20 protein-coding genes and 2 pseudogenes are annotated in these 26,869 nt (G+C 72.3%); 9 read left to right on the top strand and 13 right to left on the bottom strand.

What is annotated here, in order from left to right; translation table 11 throughout:
• Positions 1-37 precede the first annotated feature (37 nt).
• Both AC0VY3_RS16940 and AC0VY3_RS16935 read right to left on the bottom strand, forming a co-directional pair.
• Complete coding sequence (locus AC0VY3_RS16940; RefSeq protein WP_103512311.1) at positions 38-1,051, bottom strand: AraC family transcriptional regulator; 1,014 nt, start codon at positions 1,049-1,051, stop codon at positions 38-40.
• Complete coding sequence (locus AC0VY3_RS16935; protein ID WP_103512312.1) at positions 1,045-2,595, bottom strand: alpha/beta fold hydrolase; 1,551 nt, start codon at positions 2,593-2,595, stop codon at positions 1,045-1,047. The genes AC0VY3_RS16940 and AC0VY3_RS16935 overlap by 7 nt, the downstream gene beginning before the upstream one ends.
• Before the next feature lie 169 nt (positions 2,596-2,764).
• On the opposite strand from AC0VY3_RS16935, the gene paaK reads away from it, so the two are divergent.
• The 3 genes and pseudogenes from paaK to AC0VY3_RS16920 form a co-directional block, all read left to right on the top strand.
• On the top strand, positions 2,765-4,072 hold the full coding sequence (gene paaK / locus AC0VY3_RS16930; protein ID WP_103512313.1) for a phenylacetate--CoA ligase PaaK: 1,308 nt from the start codon (positions 2,765-2,767) through the stop codon (positions 4,070-4,072).
• Between the two features lie 49 nt (positions 4,073-4,121).
• Positions 4,122-4,301 (top strand): annotated as a pseudogene (locus tag AC0VY3_RS16925) (amino acid ABC transporter substrate-binding protein); the annotation flags it as partial.
• 85 nt (positions 4,302-4,386) lie between these two features.
• Positions 4,387-5,049 (top strand): annotated as a pseudogene (locus AC0VY3_RS16920) (amino acid ABC transporter ATP-binding protein); the annotation flags it as partial.
• 9 nt (positions 5,050-5,058) lie between these two features.
• On the opposite strand, the gene AC0VY3_RS16915 reads toward AC0VY3_RS16920, so the two are convergent.
• The 7 genes from AC0VY3_RS16915 to AC0VY3_RS16885 all read right to left on the bottom strand — a co-directional run bounded on the left by AC0VY3_RS16915 (position 5,059) and on the right by AC0VY3_RS16885 (position 14,182).
• Positions 5,059-6,558, bottom strand: coding sequence for an acyl-CoA synthetase (locus tag AC0VY3_RS16915; RefSeq protein ID WP_475549928.1), 1,500 nt, complete (start codon positions 6,556-6,558; stop codon positions 5,059-5,061).
• 331 nt (positions 6,559-6,889) lie between these two features.
• On the bottom strand, positions 6,890-7,099 hold the full coding sequence (locus AC0VY3_RS16910) for a hypothetical protein (protein WP_103512315.1): 210 nt from the start codon (positions 7,097-7,099) through the stop codon (positions 6,890-6,892).
• Positions 7,100-7,101: 2 nt separating this feature from the next.
• Positions 7,102-7,494, bottom strand: coding sequence for a carboxymuconolactone decarboxylase family protein (locus AC0VY3_RS16905; protein ID WP_146065958.1), 393 nt, complete (start codon positions 7,492-7,494; stop codon positions 7,102-7,104).
• Positions 7,495-8,176: 682 nt separating this feature from the next.
• Positions 8,177-9,178 carry a TIGR00341 family protein gene (locus tag AC0VY3_RS16900; protein WP_103512317.1) on the bottom strand — a complete coding sequence of 334 codons (1,002 nt, stop codon included), beginning with the start codon at positions 9,176-9,178 and terminating at the stop codon, positions 8,177-8,179.
• Between the two features lie 513 nt (positions 9,179-9,691).
• Complete coding sequence (locus tag AC0VY3_RS16895; protein WP_475549927.1) at positions 9,692-10,954, bottom strand: YncE family protein; 1,263 nt, start codon at positions 10,952-10,954, stop codon at positions 9,692-9,694.
• A gap of 571 nt (positions 10,955-11,525) precedes the next feature.
• Positions 11,526-13,076, bottom strand: coding sequence for an acyl-CoA synthetase (locus tag AC0VY3_RS16890; protein ID WP_475549926.1), 1,551 nt, complete (start codon positions 13,074-13,076; stop codon positions 11,526-11,528).
• Positions 13,073-14,182, bottom strand: coding sequence for an NAD(P)H-dependent flavin oxidoreductase (locus AC0VY3_RS16885; RefSeq protein WP_475549925.1), 1,110 nt, complete (start codon positions 14,180-14,182; stop codon positions 13,073-13,075). The genes AC0VY3_RS16890 and AC0VY3_RS16885 overlap by 4 nt, the downstream gene beginning before the upstream one ends.
• Before the next feature lie 224 nt (positions 14,183-14,406).
• Here AC0VY3_RS16885 and AC0VY3_RS16880 point away from each other — a divergent pair, with 224 nt between their 5' ends.
• Entirely contained in the window at positions 14,407-16,344 is a 1,938-nt protein-coding gene (locus AC0VY3_RS16880; protein WP_475549924.1) for a serine hydrolase domain-containing protein, read from the top strand.
• A gap of 119 nt (positions 16,345-16,463) precedes the next feature.
• Here the strand turns inward: AC0VY3_RS16880 and AC0VY3_RS16875 are convergent, their stop codons facing one another.
• Positions 16,464-16,664: a hypothetical protein gene (locus AC0VY3_RS16875; RefSeq protein ID WP_258047397.1), complete on the bottom strand. Its 201-nt coding sequence runs from the start codon at positions 16,662-16,664 to the stop codon at positions 16,464-16,466.
• Positions 16,665-16,684: 20 nt separating this feature from the next.
• On the opposite strand from AC0VY3_RS16875, the gene AC0VY3_RS16870 reads away from it, so the two are divergent.
• Complete coding sequence (locus AC0VY3_RS16870; protein WP_475549923.1) at positions 16,685-18,397, top strand: polysaccharide lyase family 8 super-sandwich domain-containing protein; 1,713 nt, start codon at positions 16,685-16,687, stop codon at positions 18,395-18,397.
• Between the two features lie 4 nt (positions 18,398-18,401).
• Complete coding sequence (locus tag AC0VY3_RS16865; protein ID WP_475549922.1) at positions 18,402-19,376, top strand: acetylxylan esterase; 975 nt, start codon at positions 18,402-18,404, stop codon at positions 19,374-19,376.
• A gap of 9 nt (positions 19,377-19,385) precedes the next feature.
• Here the strand turns inward: AC0VY3_RS16865 and AC0VY3_RS16860 are convergent, their stop codons facing one another.
• From AC0VY3_RS16860 to AC0VY3_RS16850, 3 genes are all read right to left on the bottom strand, one after another.
• Positions 19,386-21,005: a phytoene desaturase family protein gene (locus AC0VY3_RS16860; RefSeq protein ID WP_475549921.1), complete on the bottom strand. Its 1,620-nt coding sequence runs from the start codon at positions 21,003-21,005 to the stop codon at positions 19,386-19,388.
• 94 nt (positions 21,006-21,099) lie between these two features.
• Entirely contained in the window at positions 21,100-23,322 is a 2,223-nt protein-coding gene (locus AC0VY3_RS16855) for a serine/threonine-protein kinase (protein ID WP_475549920.1), read from the bottom strand.
• A gap of 48 nt (positions 23,323-23,370) precedes the next feature.
• Positions 23,371-24,267, bottom strand: a complete 897-nt coding sequence (locus tag AC0VY3_RS16850) for an oxygenase MpaB family protein (protein WP_475549919.1) — start codon at positions 24,265-24,267, stop codon at positions 23,371-23,373.
• Positions 24,268-24,404: 137 nt separating this feature from the next.
• On the opposite strand from AC0VY3_RS16850, the gene AC0VY3_RS16845 reads away from it, so the two are divergent.
• The 3 genes from AC0VY3_RS16845 to AC0VY3_RS16835 all read left to right on the top strand — a co-directional run bounded on the left by AC0VY3_RS16845 (position 24,405) and on the right by AC0VY3_RS16835 (position 26,852).
• Positions 24,405-24,854, top strand: coding sequence for a hypothetical protein (locus tag AC0VY3_RS16845; protein ID WP_475549918.1), 450 nt, complete (start codon positions 24,405-24,407; stop codon positions 24,852-24,854).
• Between the two features lie 694 nt (positions 24,855-25,548).
• On the top strand, positions 25,549-26,064 hold the full coding sequence (locus AC0VY3_RS16840; protein WP_181011090.1) for a TetR/AcrR family transcriptional regulator: 516 nt from the start codon (positions 25,549-25,551) through the stop codon (positions 26,062-26,064).
• A gap of 92 nt (positions 26,065-26,156) precedes the next feature.
• On the top strand, positions 26,157-26,852 hold the full coding sequence (locus tag AC0VY3_RS16835; protein WP_103512327.1) for a TetR/AcrR family transcriptional regulator: 696 nt from the start codon (positions 26,157-26,159) through the stop codon (positions 26,850-26,852).
• Positions 26,853-26,869: the final 17 nt, after the last annotated feature.

Below are 26,869 nucleotides of genomic sequence, written 5' to 3'. Positions count from 1 at the left end.
TCGGGGTGCCCGGTGCCACGGGGGTGTGCCGAGCACCTCACCCGCCTTCGCCGGCGCGCCGGTTCCGCCCCGCCCCGTCCCGGAGTCCGGCGTCGCGGTAGTCACTGGGGGACATGCCGTGGGCGGCCCGGAACACCCGGCTGAAGTGGGCGGGCGCGCCGAAGCCGCACCGGGCGGCGATCGTGTGCAGCGGTGTGTGGACCAGGGCGGGGTCGGCGAGGTCCCGGCGGGCCCGTTCGAGGCGTCGGCTGCGGATGAGGGCGGCCACCGTGGTGCCCTCCTGCTGGAAGAGCCGGTGCAGATGCCGGGTGGAGATGTGGTGCGCGGCGGCGACGGCGGCCGGGGTGAGCCGGGGGTCGTGGAGATTGCGGCCGATGAAGGTACGGATGGTCAGGACGAGGTTGCTGGTCCGGGTCTCCGGCGGCAGGGCCGTCTCCCGGTCGAGCCCGCCGGCCAGCAGTCCGGCCGCGAGATCGAGCAGGACCCGGTTCAGCCGGGGCCCGTCGGCGGGACCGTAGGAGTCCGACTGGTCCACCAGATGGGTGACGAACTGGCTGAACAGTGCGCCGAAGCCGTGCCGGCCGGAGAGGCGCCGGCCGAGCAGCTCGTCCAGTGAGGTGCTCATCGGCAGGGGCAGCAGCGATCGGGGGAAGTCCACGCCCACCCCCACGATCGGCTCGTCGTCGGTGCCGACGTCGCCGGGTCTGGACAGGTCGAGGACGTAGAGGTCGTACGGTCCGACGGCGCTGCGCAGCCCGCCCTGTTCGACGAGCACGGTCCCACTGCCGGGCAGGACCAGCGTCATGTGGAGCAGTCCCGGGTCGGACTGCCGGATCAGCCGGGGTGTGCGCCGGTAGCGGGAGGCGTGCAGGCAGGTGGGCCAGAGCAGGGTGTCCTCGACGCGCAGGAGCCGGTGGTCGGCCCAGAAGTCGTCGGCGTACGGGCTCGTGATCTCCATGGGCGCGACGACATCGGTCATGCACTGCTGCCAGCGGGCGAACCGGTCGCTCCGCGGCAGGGCATCGGTCCTGAAGCGTCCTTCGGTCAGCACGCGTCGCCGCTTCCTTTCCGGTCGGTGAGCCCGAACGACCGGATCGCCGCGAGGAACTCCTCCGGCCGGTCCGTGTGGATCAGATGCCCGGCGTCGATGGTGAGCGGCTCGGCGTCCGGTATCGCGCGGACCATCTGCGCGAGCTGTTCCTGGTCGATGTGGCTGGCGGGGCCGCCGCCGATGACGAGGGTGGGCGTGGTGATCTCCGGGAACCGCCCGGGGACGGCCGGGTCGGGGTCGTTCAGCTGGGCGTCGATGTCGGGGACGACGGACCAGTCGAAGTCGAGGTCGCCCGCCGGGCGGACGGAGAGCGGCCGGGGCGGGTCGAGCGGGAACAGGGGCGGCGCGTCCTCGATGATCAGCCGCCCGATCAGGTCCGGTTCCCGCTGGGCCAGGAGGTAGGCGGCGACCCCGCCCATGGAGTGTCCGACGACGGTCGCGCCGGCCAGGTTGCGGGCCTCCAGGAAGGCGTGCAGGTCGTCGCGGAACATCTCGAAGGAGTAGCGGCCGGGCCAGTCGCTCAGCCCGTGGCCCCGGAAGTCCGGGGCGTACACCCGGTGGTCGGCGGCCAGGTCCTCCGCGATCCGGATCCAGGTCGCGCCGGAGCCCGCCCGGCCGTGCAGCAGGACGACGGGCGGGGCCTCGGGGGCGCCCCACACCCGGTAGGCCAGCCGGACCCCGCCGGCCTGAACGCTCAGGATCTCCGGGTCGAGGAAGGCCGCCACCGTACGGGCGAAGGCGCCGGGGTCGTCCAGCCACGGGAAGTGCCCCGCGCCGCGCTGGACGACGAACTCGGCGTGCGGGAAGAGCGCGGCGAGCTCGGTGGCCCGGTCCGGGCTCGGGTGGCCGTCGTACTCCCCGGCGAGGACGAGCACCGGCGCGGTCACCTCGCGCAGGGCGGCGGCGGTGGCGGCGGGGTCGAACGCACCGTCGGCGGCGTAGTGGGCGCGGGCCTCGTGGTTGGTCTGTCCGGCGGAGGCCGCGGCGTGGGCGCGGGCCGCCTCGTCCCACCGGCCGTAGGTGAGCGGCCGGACGGCGGGCCACAGCTCGGCGAACGGCCCGCCGGCGAGCAGCGCCTCCTGAGCGGCCCGCGCCTCGGGGTACCAGGGCTCGTCGCGCCGCAGTTCGGCGGACTCGCGCAGGTCCTGGTCGGTCACCTCGATGCCCACGGCCCGGGTGCTGGGCGTGATCAGGGTCAGGGTGCGCAGCCGTTCCGGGTGGCGGGCGGCGTACAGCAGCGCGAGGTCCGCGCCCGCGGAGTGGGTCAGTACGTCGATCCGGTCGAGGCCCAGGTGTTCGCGCAGCGCCTCCACGTCGCCGACGAGGCGGTCGCAGCGGTACGTCGAGGGGTCGTCGGGCACCCCGGACTCGCCGGTGCCGCGCAGATCCGCGAGGACCAGCTGCCGACGGGCGGCGAGCCCGCCCAGGTCCCCGAGGTACGCGCTCGCCCGCATCGGCCCGCCGGGCAGACAGATCAGCGGTTCGCCCTCCCCCACCAGGCGATAGGCGAGCGGGGTCGTGTCGTACGCGGAGAAGATCGGCATACGCCCCATCCAAACAGGAACCCGTGTGCGGACGCACCGGACTTCGCGGGGAGCTGATCCACGGCGATGTGTGCGCCCCTCTTGCCAGCGCCCCCGGCCTCCTGAATTACTGCTCCCAGGAAGATCGACCGAATGATCGGTCGCCCGCTTCGGGAGAGGAAGGGTCCTTATGACGGCCATGCTGGACGCGGCGGAACGGCTCGGCCGGGGCGAGCTGGAGGCCCTGCAACGGGAGCGGCTGCGGACCACGCTGCGGCACGCGTACGACAAGGTCCCCTTCTACCGGAACGCCTTCGACCGCGCCGGGCTGAAGCCCGAGGACTGCCGGACGCTCGCCGATCTGGCCCGGTTCCCGTTCACCGCGAAGACGGACCTGCGGGACAACTACCCCTTCGGGATGTTCGCCGTACCGGAGCACGAGGTGCGCAGGATCCACGCCTCCAGCGGCACGACCGGACGTCCGACGGTCGTCGGGTACACCGAACGGGACCTGGATCACTGGGCGGACGTGGTGGCCCGTTCGATCCGGGCGGCGGGCGGACGGCCGGGCCACAAGGTCCATGTGGCGTACGGATACGGACTGTTCACCGGCGGCCTCGGGGCGCACTACGGGGCGGAGCGGCTCGGCTGCACGGTGATCCCGGCCTCCGGGGGCATGACCGCGCGCCAGGTCCAGCTGATCCAGGACTTCCGGCCCGAAATCATCATGATCACGCCGTCTTACATGCTGACGCTGCTGGACGAGTTCGAGCGGCAGGGCGTCGATCCGCGGTCGACGTCCCTGAAGGTGGGGATCTTCGGCGCGGAGCCGTGGACCGAGGGGATGCGCCGGGAGATCGAGGACCGGTTCGCCATCGACGCGGTCGACATATACGGGCTCTCCGAGGTGATGGGCCCGGGGGTCGCGCAGGAGTGCGTGGAGACGAAGGACGGGCTGCACATCTGGGAGGACCACTTCTATCCGGAGGTCGTGGACCCGTTCACCGGTGAGGTGCTGCCCGACGGCGATGAGGGGGAGCTGGTCTTCACCTCGCTCACCAAGGAGGCGATGCCGGTGATCCGCTATCGCACCCGGGACCTGACGCGGCTGCTGCCGGGGACGGCGCGGACGTTCCGGCGGATGGAGAAGGTCACCGGGCGCAGCGACGACATGGTGATCCTGCGCGGGGTGAACCTCTTCCCCACCCAGATCGAGGAGATCGTGCTGCGTACGCCCGCCGTCGCCCCGCACTTCCAGCTGCGGCTGACCCGGCACGGGCGGCTGGACGCGCTGACGGTCCTCGCGGAGGCGCGGGCGGACGCGACGAGCGATGAGCGGGAGAAGGCGGCGCGGTCCATCGCGGCGGCGGTGAAGGACGGCGTCGGGGTGTCGGTGAGCGTCGAGATCGTGGATCCGGAGTCGCTGGAGCGCTCGGTGGGCAAGATCCGGCGGATCGTGGACCTGCGGGAGTCCGGCACGGGTGAACGGCGCCGGTGACCGGCGTGTTCACACCACCGCAACACCCGTTCCCCCTGTGCGGACAGAGGTGGCGGGCCAGTTCGCCGACTCCCCCGGCGATCCGGAGCAGTTCGGGCGGGTCCTCGACAAGGAGTCCGCGCTGACCTCCTGCGTGAGCGGCGCGGTGGACGCCCTGCGGAAGGACGACACGCCGGCCGCCCTGGAGAAGGAGTGGCTCTCCGACGCCGTCGACGCGCCGGTACTCAAGTGCCCCTGCACAAGACGCCGGCCGTCGTCGAGGACGGCTACGTCCCGTCCGAGCGCCGGATCGCCCGCGTGCGCCATCGGCGGGCCCGCACCCGGTGACCGCGCTGATCGGGGCTTCCGGCTCCGGGAAAACGACGCTGCTGTGCTGTGCCAGTCTCCTGGAGGAGGTCGACGACGGGGCGATCTGGCCGGAGGGCGAGGAGATCACGGCCCCCCGGGCCGACGCGGACGCGGTGCGCCGCCGGATCGGCGTGGTGTTCCAGGCGTACAACCTCTTCCCGCATCTGACCGCGCTGCAGAACATCACGCTGGCCCAGCGCCGGGTCCACGGCCTGTCCCGGCCCCGGGCCGAGGCCGAGGCCCGGGAGCTGCTGGAGCGGCTGGGGCTCGGGGCGAAGGCGGACGAGTATCCGGACCGGCTCAGCGGCGGACAGCAGCAGCGGGCGGCGATCGTGCGGGCGCTGGCGGTACGGCCCCGGCTGCTGCTCCTGGACGAGGTCACGGCCGCCCTGGACCCGGAGCTGGTGGGCGAAGTGCTCGGTCTCGTACGGGAGGTGAAGGACGACGGCATGACAATGGTGATCGCCACCCATGAGATGGCGTTCGCGCGCGAGGTCGCCGACCAGGTGTGCTTCCTGGACGCCGGAGTGGTGCTGGAACGCGGCAAGCCCGAGGAGGTGTTCGGCGCGCCCCGCGAGGAGCGCACCCGGCGGTTCCTGCGGCGGATCGTGGCGGCGGGGCGGCTGTAGCGGCCGGGTTCAGGCGAGCTCGTCGCGCAGTTGCCGCTTGAGGACCTTTCCGCTCGCGTTGCGCGGCAGTTCGTTCACGAACACGACGCGCTTGGGGGCCTTGAAGGCGGTGAGCTTCTCGCGGGCGTGGGCGATGAGTTCGGTGTCGCTCGCCTCGCCGCGCAGGACGACGACGGCGGTGACGGCCTCGATCCAGCGGTCGTCCGGCAGGCCGATGACGGCGGTCTCGGCGACGGCGGGGTGGGTGTAGAGGGCGTCCTCGACCTGGCGGGAGGCGACGAGGACACCACCGGAGTTGATGACGTCCTTGACCCGGTCGACGACGGTGTAGAAGCCCTCGGCGTCACGGACCGCGAGGTCGCCGGAGTGGAACCAGCCGTCGCGGAAGGCGGCCGCCGTCTCCTCGGGCTTGTCCCAGTAGCCGGAGCACAGTTGGGGCGAGCGGTAGACGACCTCACCGGGGGTGCCGTCGGGGACGTCCTGGCCCTTCTCGTCGACGACGCGGGCCTCCACGAAGAGGACGGGACGGCCGCAGGAGTCCATCCGGCCCTCGTGCTCGTCGGGGCCCAGCACGGTGGCCAGCGGGCCGATCTCGCTCTGGCCGAAACAGTTGAAGAAGGCCAGGTGCGGGAGGCCTCTCCGCAGCCGCTCCAGGACGGGCACGGGCATGATCGAGGCCCCGTAGAACGCCTTGCGCAGACCGCCGAGGTCGCGGGTGGCGAACTCCGGGTGGTTGGCGAGGCCGATCCAGACGGTGGGCGGGGCGAACAGGCTGTCGGCCAGGCCCGCTTCGACGAGGTCGAAGATGCGGGCGGCGTCCGGCGCGTCCAGGATGGTGTTCTCCGCCCCGACCGCCAGATAGGGCAGCAGGAACACATGCATCTGGGCCGAGTGGTAGAGCGGCAGCGAGTGCACGGGCCGGTCGGCGGCAGCGAGGCCGAGCGCGGTGATCGCGCTGACGTACTCGTGGACCAGGGCCCCGTGCGTCATCATCGCGCCCTTGGGCAGGGCGGTGGTACCGGAGGTGTAGAGCAGCTGCACCAGGTCGTCGGAGGCGGGCGGGCGCTGCGGGGTGAACGGCCGTTCCGTCTCCAGGGCGTCGAGGAGCGCGCCGGGAGCGTCGCGCAGCGCGCGCACCGGGATTCCGTCGGGGAGCCGCCCGGCGAGGTCCGGGTCGGTCAGGACGAGGGCGGAGCCGGACTGGTCCAGGAGGTAGGTCAGGTCGTCGCCGGTGAGGTTCTGGTTGACCGGCACATGGACGAACCCGGCCCGTGCGCACGCGAGGAAGCCGATGAGATAGGCGTCGGAGTTGTGCGCGAAGGCGGCCACCCGGTCGCCGGGGGCGAGGCCGTGTTCCTCGGTGAGGACGGCGGCGGCCGTGGAGACGGCGGCGTCCAGCGCGCGGTAGGTCCAGGCCCGGTCGGCGTACCGTACGGCGGTCCGGGCGGGGGTGCGCCGGGCGCTGCGGGTGAGGACGCCGTCGACTGTGCTGCTGCGTACACCTGTCATGGCGTGATCCTGTGCGGCCCGGGCCCCGGGGTCAAGTGGCTGGATGCCGACCGGACGGTTGACCGTTCCCGGGGCTCCCTGGCTGAGTGGCGCGTGGCTGTCCGGACGGTCCGGACGACGAAGATCCCCATCGGGCACAACCCGGATGTGGCGTGATGGGGCACGGTCGCCACGTGCGACACGCCGAATCCGCGGCAGCTGACGCGCGATCCTGCCGCCCATCCGGTGGACGGCGAGCGGGCACGGATGACGCAGCGAACGGTGAGCAACCCTGTGAAGGACGCGGATCCTGTGCCCCAGACCAGTGGTGGACCCGTTACGGCCCCGTCCTTCACTGCCCGTCAGGGGCGAGGGGGCCATGCAGCCGGCGTGTCTGGGTGTCGTAGTCGCGCAGTACGCGCTCCAGTTGCTCCAGCGACTCCTGTGGGATGTCGGGTGGAGCGGACTCGGCCACGTAGCGGGCGGCGGACACCAACGTCGCGAACTCGAAGGCGTGACCGGTCGCCCGCAGGACGCCGGGGCGGGCCCAATCCAGTTGCATGGTCAGCCCTTCGACGACAGGTATTCCTTGATCTGGCCGAGTTCCTTCTCGAAGTCGTCGTAGTCCTCACGGATACCGTTGAGGTATCCGCTCCAGCCGAGGCTGTTCTTCGCGTAATGGACCGCTTCCTGGATCTCCTCGTCCGTGGCCCCGAACAGCTTCGCCGCCTCGGTGTGGAAGAGCGTGCAGTAACGGCACTTCGTCTCCGAGTGCAGCGCGATCCCGATCAGTTCCTTGTACTTGTTCGGGATCAGCGTCTCGCCGAGCTCGAGTTTGCTGAATATCGCCCACTCGTAGTCCAGCAGGTCATCCGGGATCCGGGAGAAGAAGTGGGGCACGAGTCCCAGAGTCTCCTTGATCTCCGCCTCCACGTCACTCCGGCTACGTCCCGTCATGGCGACCACTCCTCTCAGCCGAGCGGAACTTCCCCCTCCTTCCAGGCTAGGCCTCACATGTCGCCAACAGCGAGCCCTGCGGCCCCCTCGTGGAGGGAAAGAAGCGGCACGGACACGGTCGGGAACAGGCGCCTCGATGCGCAGGAAGCGGTTATCACGCCAAGCCGCTCGATCGGCGACATAGAAGCGGACAGGAGGGAACCCAACAGTTCGGCAGCAAGCGCCCCGGCGGCTTCGAGGGACCCCACCGTCACCCAGCCGAGAGCTCCGCACGGAGGCCGCTGATCGCCTACGCAAAAGGCGCAACAAACACGCAGGTCAGGGCTAGTTCTCCGGCTCTTGGACGCCACATACTGATGTCCGGAGCGTCGGACGAGCGTCACGACGTCGGTTCCCGCCAACCTGGCCGACTGACCGACCTGGGCACGGATGCGGAGTGCTCAGCGGCTGCTCCGGCCTCGTTCGCTTCTTACTCTCGGCCGCAGCGGACGACTCCGTGAAGGCGTCGTCGGCCGCGCGCGCGAAGCCGTACTGAGGTTCGTGGAGCCTCTGACGCCGGGGTTACGGTCCAGGCGAAAGGGCTCTGCCCAGGGTCGCGGCAGCACCTTTGGATACCCCCGAAAGGCTCCGCGAGCGCTCCATACTTGAGGTCCGGCACGGCTGGACGGAGCCGGTCCGGCACTCAGTCGCCGACCGCCCCGGCCTCGATGCGCCGACCGCGTGACGCGTCCACCACGACGGGGATGCCGTCCGGGATCCGGCCCTCCAACTGTTCGAGCAGAGACTCCACCGGTGGCAGGTCCCCGGGGATGCGGACGTGGATGTACATCGTCCGGGAGGTCGCGTCCACACGTGTGACGGACGCACCCGGCTCGTCGGCGAGCCACTGCTGCGCCACACTCCTGGTCCGCCCGGTCCAGACGTTGAGCAGCAGCGTGGCCACGGTATTGGCCGTCAGGGGAACGAACACGACGGCGAACAACAGGACCATGGCGGCGTATGTTCTGCGGGCGGGCCGTCCCGCCTTCTTGTCGGCCTCCGCGGCGTAGCCCAGCGACGCGAAGACCACGATGCCCCCGAAGACGAGGGCGAAGAGGTTCGACACGAACAGCACCAGCGCGCCCAGCGCCAGCCATCCCGAGAACTGTCCCAGGCATACTCCGGCCACCACAAGGGGCGGAACCAGGGAGATGGCGATCGCGACCCCGGGCAGCACGGCGGCGACGTCCCGGCGGGCCAGCGCCACCGCCCCGGCGAAGCCTGTCGCCAAGGCGGCGATCAGGTCCATCAGACCAGGCGATGTCCGCGACGAGATCTGACCGTTGGACAACAGGTCGTAGTCACCGGGGAGGACCACCGACATCCCCATCCCGATCCCGATCACCAACAGGCATGCGAAGAGGACAGTCCAGGCCGATCCGGTGCGGCGGCGCTGCACCGAGCCCAGGGCGATTCCCATGATCGGCGTGGACAGCGGTGCGATGATCATCGCGCCGATCACGGTGGCCGTCGAGTCCGTGAGCACTCCCCCCGCCGCGATGACCGACGACAGCCCCAGCATGGTCCAGAAGGCCGAACGCTTGGACGTGGTGTCCCCGGACGACAGGTCCAGATCCTCGGTCAGCTCATCGAGCGACCGACGCTGAGAGGCAGGCAGAACACGGGCGCGAACTTTGCTGATCACGTCCCCAAACAACCACGGTCAGCACGGTTTCCGCGGGCAGGACACGAGCAGGAACACATCCGGCCCGGACCTCTCCCGGGTTCAGTCAAAAGCTCGACGCTTCGCCTTCTCGAAGGCGAAGGGCGCACCCCCTCGGCCCCGGCGGACGATCGCGGCGCCGAAACGCTCCATCAGCCGGCTCGTGGGGGTGCAGGCCTCCCCATAGCAGGCCCTCAACGTCCACGAGGGCCGGTGCACACCGGTCAACCCCCCGCATGCCGTTGCTGGGCGACATGGGGAGGTTGATGCGCACGGCCCACTACGGCTGAACGAGAGGCAGTCCTCCCAGCGCGGAAGCCGCCGCCCTGTTGCTCCGCGACAGCCCTGGCAGAGGACCTCCCGCAGGCGCGATCACCGTCCAGCGTGCTTCGCGATCCTGGTCGGGAGCGGCCGCGGAAGCTCCGCCCACCCGTACCGTCGGAAGTGGTCGGCGGGTTCGGGCCGGAGCGGCGTGGGGCTCGGGTCCGGTGTGTCTCAGCCGGTGGGGCCGGTCCAGTTCGTCGGGACGTGGCCGAGGCGGACCCGCTGCGGATGGTCGCCGACGGGGATGGAGGTGACCTTCTCGCCGGTGGCGAAGTCGATCGCCGTCACCTGGTCGGCGCCGCTCTCGGACACCACGCAGTGCTTTCCGTCTCCGCTCACCGTGGCCCAGTACGGCTTGGAGGCGGTGACGAGAGGGCCCTGTTGAAGGGACTCGCGGTCCACGACGGTGACGTAGTCGTCCATGGTCCCGGCGATGCAGAGCTTGTCGCCCCGGGGGCTCATGGACATGCCGTGGTGACGGGAGTCGTTGACATAGGTGGTGCGTTCGTCACTGGTGTCCGGGTTCTTCGGCAGCGTCTTCACCCGGGTGATCTCGTCCGTGTGCACGTCGTACTCGACGAAGCCGTTGAAGAAGGAGACCTGGAAGTACATCTTCGACTCGTCAGGCGTGAAGGCGACGGGGCGCAGCGCGTCGGAAAGGTCCTCGCGGCCGAACGCGTCGAGCCGCTCGCGCATGTCGATGATCTTCTTGACCTGGAAGGTCTTCGCGTCGGCGACGGTGATGCGCCGGTCGCCCTTGGTGAAGTCCTGCCAGGGCGCGTCAAGGTCGGTGTTGACCTCGCCGATGGCCATGTTCCAGAGGTGCTTGCCGCCATCGGTGTAGACGTTCTCGTGCGGCTTGTCACCCGCCTTGAACCTGCCCGCCTCCTTGCCCGTCGCCATGTCGAGGACGTGCACGGTGTTGGAGGTGGAGGCGGAGACGGCGACCTGGGTACCGTCGGGGGAGACCGCCATGTGGTCGGAGCGGAAACCGGACACCGGGAATCTCCAGTTGATCCTGCCGCTCTCCACGTCGATGGAGACCACGTCGGCGAAACTCGGCCGGGAGGCGACCACGGACCTGCCGTCCTTCGTGGTGTACATGTCGTCGACGTACTGGTCGTGACCCTCACCCGGGCCGCTCCGGATGCCGAGGAAGAAGGCGAGCTTGACGGGGTTCAGGTAGATCTCCCACAGGCGCTCCTTCTTGTCGGGGATCATGTCGATACGACCGATCCTGGCGTAGTCGCCACGGGAGTCGATGACGTCGGCGGTGCCCTCCCAGTTGTTGCCCACGAAGAACACCTCCCTGAGCCCATCCGAGGTCGCCCGCACGTGTTCCCGCGCCTGCTTCGGGACCTCGCTCGCGCCGGCCGAGGCGGGGACGCCGGGCAACGCACCTGCCGTAAGCCCCACGGCGAGTAAGGCGGCCATGCCGAAGGGGTGTCGGCGGCGAGGACGACGAGCGGGAGAACGCGTCATGGTGAACTCCAGAGGCAGGGGGCAGCCGGCGCGCCTTCAGACACAGGGCCCGCAGCTATTACTGGAGGTAACGTAGTCAGGCGAGCGAAACGTGAACAGAGTCCGATCGCAATTCCTCGACGGGAGCGATCAAGCCTTCCCGATGGTTCGCCACGGGCGGCCTCATCCGAGCCGCCTTGTCGCGGGCATCGCGCATGCCGTCAGCAAGGTGCCGCCCTCTGCGCGCGCAGGGAGTCACGTTGACCAGATCCGGCTGTACGCGGGTGAGCGCAGGACGACGTGGCAGTTCCGCGAGAAGGGCACACGCGCTCACCGGCTCTGCGGGGGCGGGCGGGTGCACGAGCGGCGGCAGCGCGCCGGACGGGAAGACCGGCTCGTCCACCGTGAGTACGGCGTCCGCCTCGGCGGATGCCCACATTCACTCATCCCGTCCGACCGTACTGCCGTCCAGCGGGGACGCGTCCGGTGAACACCGCACCGGGCCCGCGAGCGGCGGGCGGCCCTCTCGGACCCACCCGGTGCTCTACAGAAGGCGCCGACGCCCCTCCCAGTACGGTTCGCGCAGGCGTCGTTTGTAGAGCTTGCCGTTGGGGTCGCGGGGCATCGCGGTGATGAAGTCCAGGCTCCGGGGCCGTTTGTAGCCGGCGAGCCGCTCTTCGCAGTGGGCGAGGATCGCGGCGGCGAGTTCGGCCGACGGCTCGTGGCCGTCGGCCGGTTCGACGACGGCCTTGACCTCCTCGCCCCGGTCGGCGTGTGGGATGCCGAAGGCGGCGGCGTCCGCCACGGCGGGGTGGGTGAGCAGGGCGGACTCGATCTCGGCGGGGTAGATGTTGACGCCGCCCGCGATGATCATGTCGATCTTGCGGTCGCGGAGGAAGAGGTAACCGTCCTCGTCCAGCACGCCGAGGTCGCCGACGGTGAAGAAATCGCCGATGCGGTTCTTGCGGGTCTTGGTCTCGTCCTTGTGGTAGCTGAAGCCGCCGGTGCTCATCTTCATGTAGACGGTCCCCAGTTCGCCCGCCCCGAGCCGGTTGCCGTCGTCGTCGAAGACGGCGAGTTCACTGATCGGCCAGGCCTTGCCCACGGTGCCGGGCTTCTTCAGCCAGTCCTCGGCGGTGGCGAACGCTCCGCCGCCCTCGCTGGCCGCGTAGTACTCCTCGACGCAGCTCCCCCACCAGTCGATCATGGCGCGTTTGACGTGGTCGGGGCAGGGTGCGGCCCCGTGGATGGCGTGCCGCATGGAGGAGACGTCGTAGCGGCCCCGTACGTCTTCGGGGAGTGCGAGCAGGCGGTGGAACTGCGTCGGGACCATGTGGGTGTGCGTGCAGCGGTGGGTGTCGATGAGGCGCAGCATCTCCTGCGGGGCCCAGCCGTCCATCAGGACCAGTGGGTGTCCGATGTGGAGTGCGGCGCCCGCGAACTGGAGCACAGCGGTGTGGTAGAGCGGCGAGCAGACCAGGTGGACGTTGTCGTCGAACGGCCGGATGCCGAAGATGCCGAGGAACCCGCCGAGATAGGTCTCCTCGGGCTGTTTGCCGGGCAGCGGACGCCGGATTCCGCGCGGGCGGCCGGTGGTGCCGGAGGTGTAGTTCATGACCCAGCCGAGGGTGCGTTCCTGGGGTGGGGTGGTGGGGTGGCCGTCGAGGAGTTCGGCGTAGGGGCGGCTGCCGGGGACCGTGCCGACGCCGTAGCGGTGGGTGGCGGGCAGCTCCGCCTCGTCGGCGGCGGCCGTCGCGGTGGCCGCGAAACGTTCGTGGGCGATGAGGACGCGGGCCCCCGAGTCGGCGACGATCCAGGCGATCTCGGGGCCGACAAGGTGGTGGTTGACCGGGACGAGGTAGAAGCCGGCCTGCGAGGCGGCGAGGTAGGCGGTGAGGAGTTCGACGCCGTTGGGCAGGACGACGGCGAACGCGTCGCCCTCGCGCAGCCCGGCCGCGCGCAGTCCGTGGACCATGCGGTTGACGTCGGCGTGCAGCCGGCCCGCGCTCCACTCCTCGCCGTCGGGGGCGATCAGGACGGTGCGGTCGGGGTCGGCGGCGGCCTGGGCCCAGAAGCCGTTGGGCGGCTGGTTCACGTGGCGCTCCTTCCGGCGATGCGGTTCATGCGGGTGACGGCGCGTTCGAAGCCGCGGGTCAGGTCGTCGACCACGGCCCGGACGCTGCGTTCGCTGGTCATCCGGCCGACGATCTGCCCGACGGGCGTGCCCAGCAGCTCCCCGACCTCGTACTTCTGGATCCGCGAGACGGCCTCGGCGACCAGCAGCCCCTGGAGCGGCATGGGCAGGGTGCCCGGTCCGGCCGCGTCGTCCCAGGCGTCGGTCCATGCGGTACGGAGCTGGCGCGCGGGTTTCCCGGTGAGGGCGCGGGAGCGGACCGTGTCGCCGGAGCTCGCGGCGAGCAGTTTGGCGGTCAGGGCCTCGGAGTGCAGGTCGGCCTCCTCGGTGGTGAGCCAGAGGGAGCCGAGCCAGACGCCCTGCGCGCCGAGGGCGAGTCCGGCGGCGACCTGTTCGCCGCTGCCGATGCCTCCGGCGGCGAGCACGGGCAGCGGGGCGACCGCCTCGACGACCTCGGGGACCAGCACCATGGAGCCGATCTCCCCGGTGTGGCCGCCCGCTTCGTACCCCTGGGCGACGACGACGTCGATGCCCGCCTCTGCGTGCCGCCGGGCGTGCCGGGCGCTCCCGGCCAGGGCGGCGACGAGGACACCGTGGTCGTGGGCGCGCTCGATGACGTCGGCGGGCGGGGAGCCGAGGGCGTTGGCGAGGAGTTTGATCGGGTAGTCGAAGGCCACGTCGAGCTGGCTGCGGGCGACCTCCTCCATCCAGCCGGTGATGCGCCAGCCGGACGCCTCTCCTTCGGCCAGCTCGGGCACGCCGTAGCGGGCCAGGAGGTCCTGCACGAATCCGCGGTGCTCGGCCGGGATCATCGCCTCGACGTCCGCCTCGGTGACGCCTTCGACCTTTGTGGCCGGCATGACCACGTCGAGGCCGTAGGGCTTGCCGTCGGCGTGCTCGTGCAGCCGGTCCAGGTCACGCGCGAGGTCCTCGGGCGCGGTGTAGCGGACCGCCCCGAGCACGCCGAAACCGCCGGCTCTGGTGATGGCCGCGGCGACCTCGGGGAACGGCGTGAAGCCGAAGATGGCGTGCTCGATTCCCAGTTGGCGGCTCAGTTCCGTCTCCATGGGCGGCAGGATGCCGCAGCCGGGCGGCCGAGGGAAGAGATTTCCTGATGCAGTGTCAGATTCTTTGCGGGCCGGGAGGCACCCGGGAGCGCGGGGGTGACAGTAACCTCTGCGGCGGCAGGAACTTTCACTGCTTGGCGAGATTTCGGAAGTTACTTTCGCGCGGGCTCCGGCCCCCGGGTGCGACCCGGCGACCGGACGTCGGGCGCGGGAAGGAGTTGCGGATGACCGGGGACACGCAGGGGAACGGACGGACGGCGGACGGCCGGGGCGCGCCGGGGGGCGGGGGCCCGGCCGGGAGCGGAGGCGGCTCTCCCTCCGGATTCCGTGCGGCCGGGAGCGGCATCGCCCGGCGGCGGCTATGCGGCGGGATACTGGCGCTGGGCGGTGCGCTCGCGCTGACGCCGATTCCGCTCGCGGCCGCGGCCGCCCGGAGCGGGCCGGGCGCGGGCGCTGCGGACAAAGCGGCGGACACGGGAGCGGGCATGGAGTCAGGGGCGCACCGGCCCACGCTGCGACGCGGGAGCGCCACGCGCGCCGGGCTGCTCCAGGGGCCGCTGGACCAGCTGGTGCGGGACGCCGAGACCTACCTCGCCGACTCCCCCGAGCACCCCTGGTACGCGGGAGCGGTGCTGCTCGCCGGGCGGGGCGGCACGGTGGCGCTGCACCGGCCGATCGGCAAGGCGGTGCGCTATTCCGCTTACGACGAGAAGACCGACACCGGGGTGGAGTTCCCGGCGGACCAGCAGATCGCGATGGCCGAGGACACCGTCTTCGACCTGGCCTCGATCTCCAAGCTGTTCACCTCGCTCCTGGCGGTCCAGCAGATCGAGCGCGGCCGGCTGGAGCTGGAGGCGACGGTTGCCTCGTACCTCCCGGACTTCGCGGGCGGCGGCAAGCAGGACATCACGGTCCGTCACCTGCTGACGCACACCTCGGGTTTCCGTGCCTGGATCCCGCTGTACCAGGAGCCGACGCGTGAGGGCAAGCTCCGGATGCTGTGGGAAGAGGTTCCCGCGAGCACCCCGGGCAGCGCCTACCTCTACTCCGACCTCAACCTCATCTCGCTGCAACTGATCCTGGAGCACCTCACCGGCCGCCCGCTGGACGCCCTGCTCCGCGAAGAGATCACCGGCCCGCTCGGGATGCACCGCACCCGCTACAACCCGCCCGCCTCCTGGAAGCCGAAGATCGCGGCCACCGAGGACGCCCGGCTCCCCTGGTCCGGTCTCGATCGCGGTCTCGTCTGGGGCGAGGTGCACGACGAGAACGCCCACAGCTTCGGCGGGGTGGCGGGCCACGCCGGGGTGTTCTCCTGCGCCTGGGATCTCGCGGTCCTCGCCCGGACGCTCCTCAACGGCGGGGTGTACGGCCGCTCCCGCATCCTGTCCGAGGACTCGGTCGACCTGCTGTTCACCGACTTCAACACCGCGTTCCCGGGCGACGAGCACGGCCTGGGCTTCGAGCTCTATCAGCACTGGTACATGGGCGCGATGGCGACCCCGCGCAGCGCGGGGCACACCGGGTTCACCGGGACCAGTCTGGTGCTCGACCCGTCGACCGACACCTTCCTCATCGTGCTGGGCAACTCGGTTCATCCCGTCAGGAGTTGGCGCTCGGGCAGCGCGCCCCGGGTGGCGGCCGCCAACCAGCTGGCGCGGGCCGTCCCGGTCCGGCCCGGGCGCGGGCGCACGGCCTGGTTCTCAGGGATGGCGAGCGCGTCCACCGCCACCCTCACGCTGCCCGCGCTGCGCCTGGACTCGGCGCGGACCCGGCTGGAGTGCGCACTGTGGTGGGACACGGAACCGGGCTCCGACGAGCTCGTCCTGGAAGCGTCGGCGGGGCAGGGCTGGCAGCCGGTGCCGTTCACCACCGTACGTCCGGGACCGGGCCGCCGGCCGGACCAGCAGCCGCATCCGGCCGGATCGGTGAGCGGCTGGTCGGGGCGCGTCTGGCACCGGCTGGAGGCGGACCTGACGGCCTGGCGCGGCCCGGACGTCACCCTGCGGTGGCGTTACACCACCGACCAGCTGTACGTGGGACGCGGCGCGTACGTGGACGGCCTGCGGGTCCGGGACGGCGTCCGAACGGTCTTCGACGCGGAACGGCCCCGGGACGCCGGCCGGATCGAGGCGACGGGCTGGACGCCGTCGGCCGACTGACCTGTCGTCCGTCCTGAACGGACAGCAACGGACAGCAACGACTAACAACGGACAACGAGGCGGGTCAGCCGCTCCGGGTGACCGCCCGGAGCGGTCGGCGCGTCAGCCGCCGGCGCTCCTCACACCGTCGGAGCGACCTCGTCCGGGGCGAGCGCACCCGGAGCGTCCGGAGTCTCCGTGTCCGCCGACGCGGGCTCGGCCCCGGGCACCGGCGCGGTCGACTCCCGGACCACCAGCCGCGGCCGGATCAGCAGGGAGCGGCCGGCCGAGGGCGCCGACTCGATCCGGGCGCGCAGCTGCTGGAAGGTCTCCGCCGCCATCTCCGGCAGCGCTGGCCCGGGTGCGTGACGCTCTTTCGGACGTCGAGGGTTCGGGCGCCAACAGCGTCCTCGCCTTCAACGACACGGGCGGCGCGGCGGCGGGCACGGGCGAGGGCTTCTCGTCCGACAGCTCGTTCCTCCAGCACTACAAGCATCCGTACAACGGCGGTTACGGCAAGGAGCTGCTGGGCAATCTGTCCCGGCTGCTGAATCTGCTGGCCGGTACGGCGTGGGAGGTGACCGATCCCGATCTCGGCAACGTGCGCGGCTGGGTGGACGACGGCTTCGACCCGCTGATGTTCCGGGGCGATGTGATGGCGTCGGTGTGCGGGCTGGAGATCGCCCGGCCGAGCAAGCAGGGGCACGCCTCGGCGCGGACGGTGATCGAGGCGGTGCTGCGGCTGATCCCGTGCTTCCCCGGTGCGCCGGCGGACCGGTTCACGGCGCTGGTGAAGCAGTGGATCGCCGAGGACGGCTACCGCGACTTCCTCGCCGCGACGGACCTCGCCTCGCTGGTCGCCGCACAGCGGGCGATCGCCTCCGCCGTCCCGGCGCGCGGCCCGCTGGTCGCCCACAAGCAGCACCCCCGGATGGACAAGGCGGCCCACCACCGCCCCGCGTTCGGCCTCGGCATCTCCGCGTACTCGACCCGGATCTACAACTACGAGTCGATCCAGAACGAGAATCTGCACGGCTGGCATCTCTCGGACGGGATGGTGCTGCTGTACACCGACGATCTCGGGCACTACAGCGAGGACTACTGGCCCACCGTCGATCCGAAGAGGCTGCCCGGCACCACCGTCCTCGCCGGACGTCCGGCCGACGCGGCGGGGCAGCGCACCACCAGCACCGCCGACTGGGCCGGCGGCACCGCGCTCCCGGGCACGACGCTGGGCGCGTACGGGATGGAGCTGCGGGCCTTCGGCAGCACGCTGCACGGGCTCAAGAGCTGGTTCTGCCTGGACGACGTCATCGCCTGTGTCGGCTCCGGCATCACCGCGGAGGCGGGAACCGCGGAGACGGGAACCGCGGAGACCGTGGTGGAGAACCGCAAGCTGCGCGACCCGCGGGCCGCGCTCCTGGTGAACGGCAAGGCGGCCCCGGACGCTCCCGGCTGGTCCGCCGGGCTGAGGGACGTCCGGTGGCTGCACCTGGCCGGAACCGGCGGGTACGTCTTCCCGAGGCCCGCCTCCGTACGCGCCTTGCGCGAGGAGCGCACCGCGACCTGGCGGGAGATCAACCTCAAGTACGGCACCGACACCCCGGTCACCCGCCCGTACCTGACGCTCTGGCACGACCACGGCCCGGCCCCGAGCGACGCCGGCTACTACTACCTCCAGCTCCCCGCCGCCTCCGCCGGGCGCACCCGGCTGCTGTCGGCCGCGCCGCCGGTGGAGCTGGTCGCCGACTCGACCGCCGTGCACGCGGTGCGGCGCGGCACGGACGGGCTGCTGGCGGCCAACTTCTGGCGGGCCGGCTCGGCGCGCGAGCTGCGCTGCGACGGTCCGGCGTCCGTCCTGGTGCGCCCGAAGGGGCGGACCGTGGGCATCGCCCTGTCCGATCCCACCCAGCTGCGGTCCACCGTGGTGGTCGAACTGGCCGGGCGCGGGCTGACGCTCGCCTCGGGCGGCCCCCGGGTGAGCGCGGCGCGCACGCCGGGCGGCATCCGGATCACCGCCGACACCTCGGGGCTGAACGGCGCGACCCTCGACCTCACCCTGAAGAGGAGCTAGAGCCTTGCTGTTCGACATGGATCTGGAGCGGCTGCGGGAGTACCGCCCCGAGCCGCAGGAACCGGCCGACTTCGACGCCTTCTGGGCGAAGACCCTCGCGGAGACGGCCCGGCACGACGTCGACGCCCGGTTCGTGCCGCACGCGACGGGCCTGGCCACCGTCGACGTACTCGATGTGACGTTCAGGGGCTGGGAGGGGCAGCCGGTGAAGGCGTGGCTGCTGCTGCCGAAACAGCGTTCGGGGCCGCTGCCCGCCGTGGTGCAGTACATCGGGTACAACGGCGGCCGGGGCGTCCCGTACGCGTGGCTGACCTGGAGCGCGTTCGGCTACGCGCACCTGGTGATGGACAACCGGGGGCAGGGCGGCGGCGGCAAGAACACCGCCGACACCCCGGACATCGGGCCCGAGGGCCACGGTTCGTCCTCGCCCGGCTTTCTCACCCGGGGTATCGAGGACCCCCACCGGCACTACTACCGGCGGCTCATCACCGACGCGGTCCGGGCCGTCGACGCGGCGAGGGCCCATGAGGCGGTGGACGCCGGACGCGTCGCCGTCCTCGGCGGCAGCCAGGGCGGCGGGCTCGCGCTCGCCGTCGCCGGGCTGCGTGACGATGTGTCGGCGGCCGTCGCCGATGTGCCGTTCCTCTGCCACTACCGGCGGGCCTCGCAGATCACGGACGCCGGACCGTACGCGGAGATAGCCCGCTGGCTGTCGGGGCACCGCTTCCGGATCGAGGAGGCGATGGAGACCCTGTCCTACTTCGACGGGGTCAACTTCGCCGCCCGAGCGAGCGCTCCCGCGTGGTTCTCGGTGGGGCTGATGGACCGGGTCTGCCCGTCCTCCACGGTGTTCGCCGCCTACCACCGTTACGCGGGAGAGGCCGAGATCGAGGTGTTCCCGTACAACGGGCACGAGGGCGGGGCGGAGTACGACCTGCCGCGCAAGCTGGGTGCGCTGCGGGGCGTGTTCGGGGCCTGAGCCACGGTGTCACCGGCCCAGCGCGGCCATCGCCGCGTTGTGGCCGGGGACGCCGCTGACACCTCCGCCGCGCACCGCGCCCGCCCCGCAGAGCAGGACGTTGGCGTGCGCGGTCTCCACGCCCCAGCGCCCGGTGCCCTCCTCCGCGTACGGGAAGGAGAGGTCGCGGTGGAAGATGTGGCCGCCGGGCAGCCGCAGATCGCGCTCCAGGTCGAGCGGGGTCTTGGCCTCGATGCAGGGTTCGCCGTTCGCGTCGAGGGCCAGGCAGTCGGTGACCGGCTCCTCCAGATGCGCGTCCAGTTCGGCCAGGGTCGCCTTCAGCAGGGCCGCGCGGGCGGCGTCGTTGTCGGCGGCGAACAGCCGGGCCGGGGCGTGCAGACCGAAGAGAGTGAGGGTCTGGTAGCCGCGCGCGACGAGCTCGGGGCCGAGGATCGACGGGTCGGTCAGCGAGTGGCAGTAGATCTCGGACGGCGGGGCGGTGGGCAACCGGCCGGCCGCAGCGTCCCGGTAGGCGTCGGCGAGCTGCCCGTACCCCTCGGCGATGTGGAAGGTCCCGGCGAACGCCTGCCGGGGATCGACGGACCGGTCGCGGAGCTTCGGCAGCCGGGCGAGCAGCATGTTCACCTTGAGCTGGGCGCCCTCGGCGGGCGGCGGCGGGGTGTCGCCGAGGAGGGCGGCGAGCGCCTGCGGGGAGGCGTTGACGAGCACCCGGCGGGCGGCGACGAGGTGTTCGCCGTCGGGGGTGCGGACGGTGACCTCGGCGGCGCTGCCGTCGGTCTCGATCCGGGTCGCCTCGTGCTGTACGCGGATCTCGGCGCCCGCCGCGCGGGCGGCTCCGGCCAGCGCGCCGGTGAGTGCGCCCATGCCGCCGACGGGGACGTCCCAGTCGCCGGTGCCGCCGCCGATCACGTGGTAGAGGAAGCACCGGTTCTGGAGCAGCGAGGTGTCATGGGCGTCGGCGAAGGTGCCGATCAGGGCGTCGGTGAGGACGACCCCGCGCACCAGGTCGTCGGTGAAGTTCTTCTCCACGGCGACGCCGAGCGGCTCCTCGAAGAGCACACGCCAGGCGTCGGCGTCGTCGATCCGCTCGCGCAGCGCGTCCCGGCGGGGCAGCGGTTCGGTGAGTGTCGGGAAGACCCGCTCGGCGACCCGCTGGGTCATCGCGTAGAACCGCTGCCACGCCGCGTACTCCCGCTCGCCGCCGGTGAGCGCCGCGAACGACTCCCGGGTGCCCTCGCCCGCCACGAGCAGCCCGGTGGGGCGTCCGTCGCGGACGGCGGGGGTGTAGGAGGAGACGGTCCGCTTGCGGACGGCGAAGGCCAGGCCGAGATCGCGGACGATCTTGTCGGGCAGCAGGGACACCAGGTACGAGTAGCGCGAGAGCCGGGCGTCGACCCCGGCGAAGGGGCGGGTCGAGATCGCCGCTCCCCCGGTGGTGCCGAGACGTTCCAGGACGAGGACCGACTGTCCGGCGCGGGCGAGGTAGGCGGCGGCGACCAGGCCGTTGTGGCCGCCGCCGACGATCACCGCGTCGTAGCGGTCCCGGGCGGGCGCGCCGGGCCCTGAGGACTCCCGGGTGGCGGGCTGACCTGCGGATGTGCGGGGTGCGGGTGTCTGGGGTGGGGGCATGCACCTTCGTAACACGCCGCCGTCCGTCCCGGCCAGAGGCGGCGGGAGGCTGCCGCCGGCGGACGCGGCGGGAGGCTGTCCCGGGACAACACACCTAGACGGTGTCCGGCCGGTCGGCCCCGGTCGCGATCGACGGGACGCCTCCGGCGGCCTCCGGCGGCCTTCCGAGCCGCGCCAGGCAGTGCGCCTCGTCGTCACGGGCCGCCAGCGTCTGGGGGTGGTCGGGTCCCAGCACCCGGGCGCGCGCCTCGGCGACCTGGCGGTACGCCACCAGCGCCTCGCTCCACCGGCCGAGCCAGCCGAGCCCGGCGGCGACCTCCCGGCAGCTGATCACCGTGTCCGGGTGGTCGGGTCCCAGGGTGCGTTCCCGCAGCGCGCAGACGTCACGCGCCTCCGCCAGGGCCTCCTCCCAGCGGCCGAGCCGCCCGAGGTTGACCCCGAGGCCGTGGCGGGCGCGCAGCGTCTCCGCGTCGGCCTCCCCGGCGGTCCGGGTACGGTCGGCGACCAGGGACCGGTACAGCTCCAGGGCCTCCGCGTCGCGGCCGAGCCGGCCGAGGCTGATGCCGGCCTCGTAGCGGGCGGCGAAGGTGTCGGGGTGGTCGGCCCCGAGGGTGCTCGCCCGGGCCCGGGCGACGTCCTGGTAGGTCTCCAGCGCCTCCGCCCAGCGACCCAGTCTGCCGAGGGTGTACGCCACTTCGTAGCGGGTCGCGAGGGTGTCGGGGTGCGTCGGGCCGAGCAGCCGGGCGCGGGCCTCGGCGACCTGGCGGGCCACCCGCCAGGACTCCTCGGGCCGCCCCAGCCGGCAGAGGTTGAACGCCAGGTTGTGGCGGCAGCGCAGGGTGTCGGGGTGGTCCGGGCCCATGACGCGTTCGCGGACGGCGAGGACCGCCTCGTACACCTGGTGGGCCTCGGCGTGCCGGCCGAGGCGGCCCAGGGCATGGGCGGTCGCCTGGCGGGCGGCGAGCGTCTGCGGATGCTCGGCGCCCAGGGCCCGTTCGCGGCCCTCGGCGACCCGGGTGAACTCGCGCAGCCCTTCCTCGGCCCGGCCCGTACGGCTGAGGGTGAGGCCGATCTCGTAACGGCTGGCGAGGGTGTCGGGGTGGTCCGGGCCGAGGACGCGGTCACGCTGGGCGGCGACCTCGCGGTGCACCTCGCCCGCCTCCTCCCAGCGGCCCAGCCGGCCGAGGTCGATGCCCGCGCTGTGCCGGCCCTCCAGTGCGGCGAGGAGGTCCGGGGCGGGCGGCGGGGCCGACAGCGAGACGAAGGTGTGGGCGTGCGGGGCCGTGGAGGCCGCCGTGGTCCACTGGCCCGTCAGCCCGGCCGCCGGGTCGGGCCGTTGGGCGACGGGGTCGCTCGCGCCGAACGCGCGGTGGCCCGCGGTCATGGTCCGGGTCCAGGCGGGCAGGGCCGGCGGCCGGGCGGGCCCGGAGTGCGCGAGGGGGCCCGGTCCGAGCGCGGGTTGTTCCCCGGTCCGGCCGAGGACGATGCGGCGGCGCAGGTCGCCCGCGTCCACGGGCCGCTCGTCGGGGGCCTTGGCGAGCAGGTCGAGGACGACACGGTCGAGGAAGCCGGGCAGCTCGGCCCGGTGGGTGCGCAGCGGTTCCGGCGGGGTGTCGCGGTGTCCGACGAGCACGGCCCAGGCGTCCTCCTGGTCGAACGGCGGTACGCCGGTGGCGATTTCGTACAGCACACAGCCCAGTGAGTAGAGGTCGCTGCGGTGGTCGACCTCCCTGCCGCTGATCTGCTCGGGCGACATGTAGTGCGGGGTGCCCATGGCGAGGCCGGTGGTGGTGAGCCGGGAGGTCATGCCGATGTCGTGGCCCAGGCGCGCTATGCCGAAGTCGCAGATCTTCACCGTGCCGTCGGTCAGCCGCATGATGTTGGCGGGCTTGAGGTCGCGGTGGACGATGCCCTGGCGGTGGGTGTACCCGAGGGCGTCGGCGACCTGTTCCGCGATGTCGACGACATGGTCGACGGGCAGCGGGTGCTGTTGGTTGTCCGCCAGGAGCTGGCTCAGGTTCTGCCCGTCGAGCAGCTCCATGACGAGGTACAGCACGCCCTCGTGCTCGCCGAAGTCGTGTACGACGGTGACGCCCCGGTGCTGGAGGGACGCGGCCACCCGGGCCTCGCGCCGGAAGCGTTCGCGCAGGATCCGGGTGAACGCCCGGTCGTGCTGGGGGCCCATGGGCTTGAGGCATTTCACGGCGACCTGACGGGCCAGCGACTCGTCGCGGGCGCGCCACACCTCGCCCATGCCGCCACGCCCGATCAGTTCGAGCAGTCGGTACCGGCTCTGGATCAGCCTGGTGTCCGCCATCTGCCGCTTCCCGCCCCCGTTTGTTCCCCGCTGTTCCCGCTGCTGGCGCTATGCCCTCCCCGGCCCGTCCAGTATGGCGGCCGGTCCGCGGAGTTTGTACGCGGCGGGGCGGCTGCCGGGTCCCAGCCGTGCCATCGCCCCGAGGATATGACCGGGCGGCAGCTGCCAGCGCACCCGGTCCGGGATCGCGCGCAGGACGGCGCCGGCAGCACGCAGCCGCCGGTCGACGGTGGCCGGCGGCGGGGCCGGTCTGCCGTACAGCTCGTGGGCGTACGGGGGCAGGGACTGGTAGGCGAGGGCCGCGACGCGCCGCCAGAACAGGGCGCGCGCCGGGACGAGCCAGGGGCGCACGGGCGGGCTGCGGAGGAAGTCGTCGACGTCGGCAGCCTCGGCACCGGCGGCGAGTTCGGGGCGTACGCGGTCGAAGTAGGCGGCGAGCGCGGCGGCGGTGGCGGGCACCCGGTCCGGGTCGAGGCCGACGAGGCGGGCGCCGGTGCGGTGTTCGTCGATGTACCGGTCGGCCTGCGCGTCGGTGAGGGGGAAGCCGGAGCGGCGCTGGACCTGGAGATAGGAGTCGGCCTCGGCGCAGTGCACCCAGAGCAGCAGCTCCGGTTCGTCGACGCCGTACGTCTCCCCGGTGTCCGGGTCGGTGGCCTTGAGCCCGCGGTGGATCCGGCGGACGCGGGCGCCGGCCTGTTCGGCGGCGTCGGTGGTGCCGTAGGTGATGGTGCCGACGAAGGAGGCGGTACGCAGGAGCCGCCCCCAGGCGTCCCGGCGGAAGTCGCTGTTCTGGGTGACCCCGCGCACGGCGCGCGGGTGGAGCGCCTGGAGGTAGAGGGCGCGGATGCCCGCGATCCACATCATCGGGTCGCCGTGCATCTGCCAGGTGACCGACCGGGGCCCGAAGAGCCCCGGGTCGGGGCGTCCGGGAGTGGTGTCGTTCATCCGCGGTTACCTCCGGCTCAGCGGTGCACGGGGGCGGTGCCGGTACGCGTACAAGATCGGGAACAATGGTACGCCGGGGAGGTCGCTTCCGGCAGGGGCGCTTCCGCAAGGTGGGACGGACGACGATCGGGGGGACGATGCCCAGGTGGGGGCTGATCGTGGAGCAGAATCTCGGGTTCGGGGGTCAGCGCCGGGTGTGGTCGGCCGGTGTGCTGGGCCATGTGGACGGCACGCGCGAGGAGGCGTTGGAGGCTCTGCGGGTGCGCGCCGAGACCTTCGCGCCGACCCATCCTTTCAGTCCCCGGCGCCGGCGGATCTACCGGGAGCAGGACGGCTTTCTGCTGGTCCTGGACGGGTCCTGGCAGAGCTTCCACTGCCGGTTCACGGTGGCCGAGCAGCTCCTGGACAGTGCGGCTCCTGAGCCGTCCGCCGCGCGGGAGCCCGCCCCGGAGGAGGGGCCGGAACCGTCCGCATCGGCCCCGGTGCGCCGGACGCCTCCGCCTCCGCCGCCGCCCGAGCCGCCGAAGGCGTGGGACGCCGATGTGCCGGAGGTTCCTTCGTGGTTCGGCCGCGAGGACCTGTCCTGACGCACGGTCCGGCCGGGTCCTGCCGGGTCCTGCCGCTTCCCGCGCATCGGGTCAGGCGGCATGGGCGGGCAGCGACACTCCGGTGAGCCGTTCGGACTCGGCCCGGAGCCGGGCGTCGGCGGCCGGGTCGAGGGCCCGGCGGGTGATGCGGGCGGGGGCGGTGGGACCGACGAGTCCGAAACGTCCGCCGGGGCCGTAGTGGCTGCCGGGGCGACGTCGGCGGCAGTGGCCGCGTACAGCAGGGGTTCGGCGCCCTGCTCGGGAAGCCGGGACGGCAGGATGTTCATCGAGTTGAGCATCGAGCGCTTGGGCCTGTCCCGGCCCAGACTCGCGCCCGCCGTCTGGAGATCGGTGCGGGTGTACCCGGGGTGGGCGCCGGTGCTCAGCAGCTCCCAGCCGCGCTCGGCCGCCACGTCCGGCAGCTGCCGGGTCATCATCAGGTCGGCGAGCCTGGACTGCGCGTAGGACAGATTGGCGCTGTAGCGGCGGCGCTCCCACTGGAGGTCGTCGAACCGGATCCGGCCGTAGTCGGCGGTGCCGCTGCTCATCGTGACGACCCGGGGCGCGGGGGCGGCGAGCAGCAGCGGGAGCAGCGGGAGCAGCGGGAGCAGCCGGACGGTGAGCGCGAACGGGCCGAGGCAGTTGCTGCCGAACTCGTTCAGGCTCACCTGGGCCTCGGGCAGCTCCGTGAGACGTGCTCCGCTGTTTCGAGTCCCGCGAGGCCGTACTGCTGGAGCTGCTGGGCAGCGCCCAGCGCGACTGGCCGGCCGGTCTGGACGCGGAGTTCGCGGCGACGGTGGACGCCGGGGCCCCGGCCGCCGAGCGCACGGACCGGGTGGCCGCGACCCTGGCCGCGTCGCTCGCCGCCCGCCCGGTGCTCTGCGATCTGATCAGCGCCCAGGCGGCGGTCCTGGAGCGCAATGTGTCCCCGGAGGTGGCAGCGGCCCACAAGCGCGCCGCCCTGGCGAACGTCACCGACCCGGCCCGGCTCGTGCGCGAGCGCATGCCGGAGCTGGACGAGCACCGCGCGGGGCGGTTCGCCGCCGGGGTGCTTCTGGTGACCGGCGCGATCTGGACGCACGCCCAGCCCTCGGCCGCGCTGCTGGCGGCCTACGAGGCGGATCCTTCACTGGCGGCCCTGCGGCTCGACTTCACCGCGCCGCTCGAAGAGACGCTGGCCGTCCTGCTCACCGGGGTCGCCCGCCCCTGAAACTCGCCAAGCGCAGCACCCGCACCGCCCCGCACCACCCGACGGTCGCGAACGAACTTGTTCGTAACGAACATGTTCGTTACGGTTGTGGCATGACCCCTTCCTCCTCTCCCGCCCCCCGGAGCCGCCGGGAGCGTCCGGCGAAGCCCGCCCTCAGCCACGGGGCGATCGTCACGACGGCCGTACGGATCATGCGGTCCGAGGGGCTGCAGCGTGTCACCGTGCGGCGGCTGGCGAAGGAGCTCGACACCGGACCGGCCTCGCTGTACGTCTACTTCTCCGGCACCGCCGACCTGCACGCGGCGATCCTGGAGGAGTTCCTCGGCGCGGTCGATCTGGGCCCCGTGACGGGTCCGGGCGACTGGCGCGACCGGCTCGCCTCGGTGCTCGTCTCGTACACGGGCGTCCTGTTCGAGCACCCGAGCCTCGCGCACTCCGCGCTGGTGGTGCGCCCGTCCGGCGCTCACTACCTCGCCCTGGTCGAAGGGATCCTGTCCCTCCTCCACGAAGGCGGCGTCCCCGACGGGCAGGCGGCGTGGGGGGTCGACCTGCTGCTCCAGGTGGCCACCGCGACCGCCGCCGAGCACTCCGCCCGGGACGAGAGCGCCGCGGCGGGCGAGGAGTGGAACGCCCTGGCCGAGGCCCTGCGCGCAGCACCGGCCGACACCCATCCCCGGATCGCCGCCCTCGGCGACGACCTGATGTCCGGAACCCCGGCGCAACGCCTGCGCTGGCTGTTCCACGCGGTCGTCAACGGCGCCCTCACCACCCCGCGCGACCCCGCCTGACCCGGCTCCCCGCCGGA

Source organism: Streptomyces sp. iso_384, assembly GCF_056172905.1.
The sequence above is the reverse complement of the archived record's forward strand: the minus strand, read 5'-3'. Positions and strand labels throughout refer to the sequence as shown.

Excerpts from the sequence above, each read along its gene's own strand:
- AC0VY3_RS16935 (WP_103512312.1), bottom strand. The coding sequence starts at position 2,595 with ATGCCGATCTTCTCCGCGTACGACACGACCCCGCTCGCCTATCGCCTG.
- paaK (WP_103512313.1), top strand. The coding sequence starts at position 2,765 with ATGACGGCCATGCTGGACGCGGCGGAACGGCTCGGCCGGGGCGAGCTG.
- AC0VY3_RS16915 (WP_475549928.1), bottom strand. The coding sequence starts at position 6,558 with ATGACAGGTGTACGCAGCAGCACAGTCGACGGCGTCCTCACCCGCAGC.
- AC0VY3_RS16910 (WP_103512315.1), bottom strand. The coding sequence starts at position 7,099 with ATGCAACTGGATTGGGCCCGCCCCGGCGTCCTGCGGGCGACCGGTCAC.
- AC0VY3_RS16905 (WP_146065958.1), bottom strand. The coding sequence starts at position 7,494 with ATGACGGGACGTAGCCGGAGTGACGTGGAGGCGGAGATCAAGGAGACT.
- AC0VY3_RS16895 (WP_475549927.1), bottom strand. The coding sequence starts at position 10,954 with ATGGCCGCCTTACTCGCCGTGGGGCTTACGGCAGGTGCGTTGCCCGGC.
- AC0VY3_RS16885 (WP_475549925.1), bottom strand. The coding sequence starts at position 14,182 with ATGGAGACGGAACTGAGCCGCCAACTGGGAATCGAGCACGCCATCTTC.
- AC0VY3_RS16880 (WP_475549924.1), top strand. The coding sequence starts at position 14,407 with ATGACCGGGGACACGCAGGGGAACGGACGGACGGCGGACGGCCGGGGC.
- AC0VY3_RS16875 (WP_258047397.1), bottom strand. The coding sequence starts at position 16,664 with ATGGCGGCGGAGACCTTCCAGCAGCTGCGCGCCCGGATCGAGTCGGCG.
- AC0VY3_RS16860 (WP_475549921.1), bottom strand. The coding sequence starts at position 21,005 with ATGCCCCCACCCCAGACACCCGCACCCCGCACATCCGCAGGTCAGCCC.
- AC0VY3_RS16855 (WP_475549920.1), bottom strand. The coding sequence starts at position 23,322 with ATGGCGGACACCAGGCTGATCCAGAGCCGGTACCGACTGCTCGAACTG.
- AC0VY3_RS16850 (WP_475549919.1), bottom strand. The coding sequence starts at position 24,267 with ATGAACGACACCACTCCCGGACGCCCCGACCCGGGGCTCTTCGGGCCC.
- AC0VY3_RS16845 (WP_475549918.1), top strand. The coding sequence starts at position 24,405 with ATGCCCAGGTGGGGGCTGATCGTGGAGCAGAATCTCGGGTTCGGGGGT.
- AC0VY3_RS16835 (WP_103512327.1), top strand. The coding sequence starts at position 26,157 with ATGACCCCTTCCTCCTCTCCCGCCCCCCGGAGCCGCCGGGAGCGTCCG.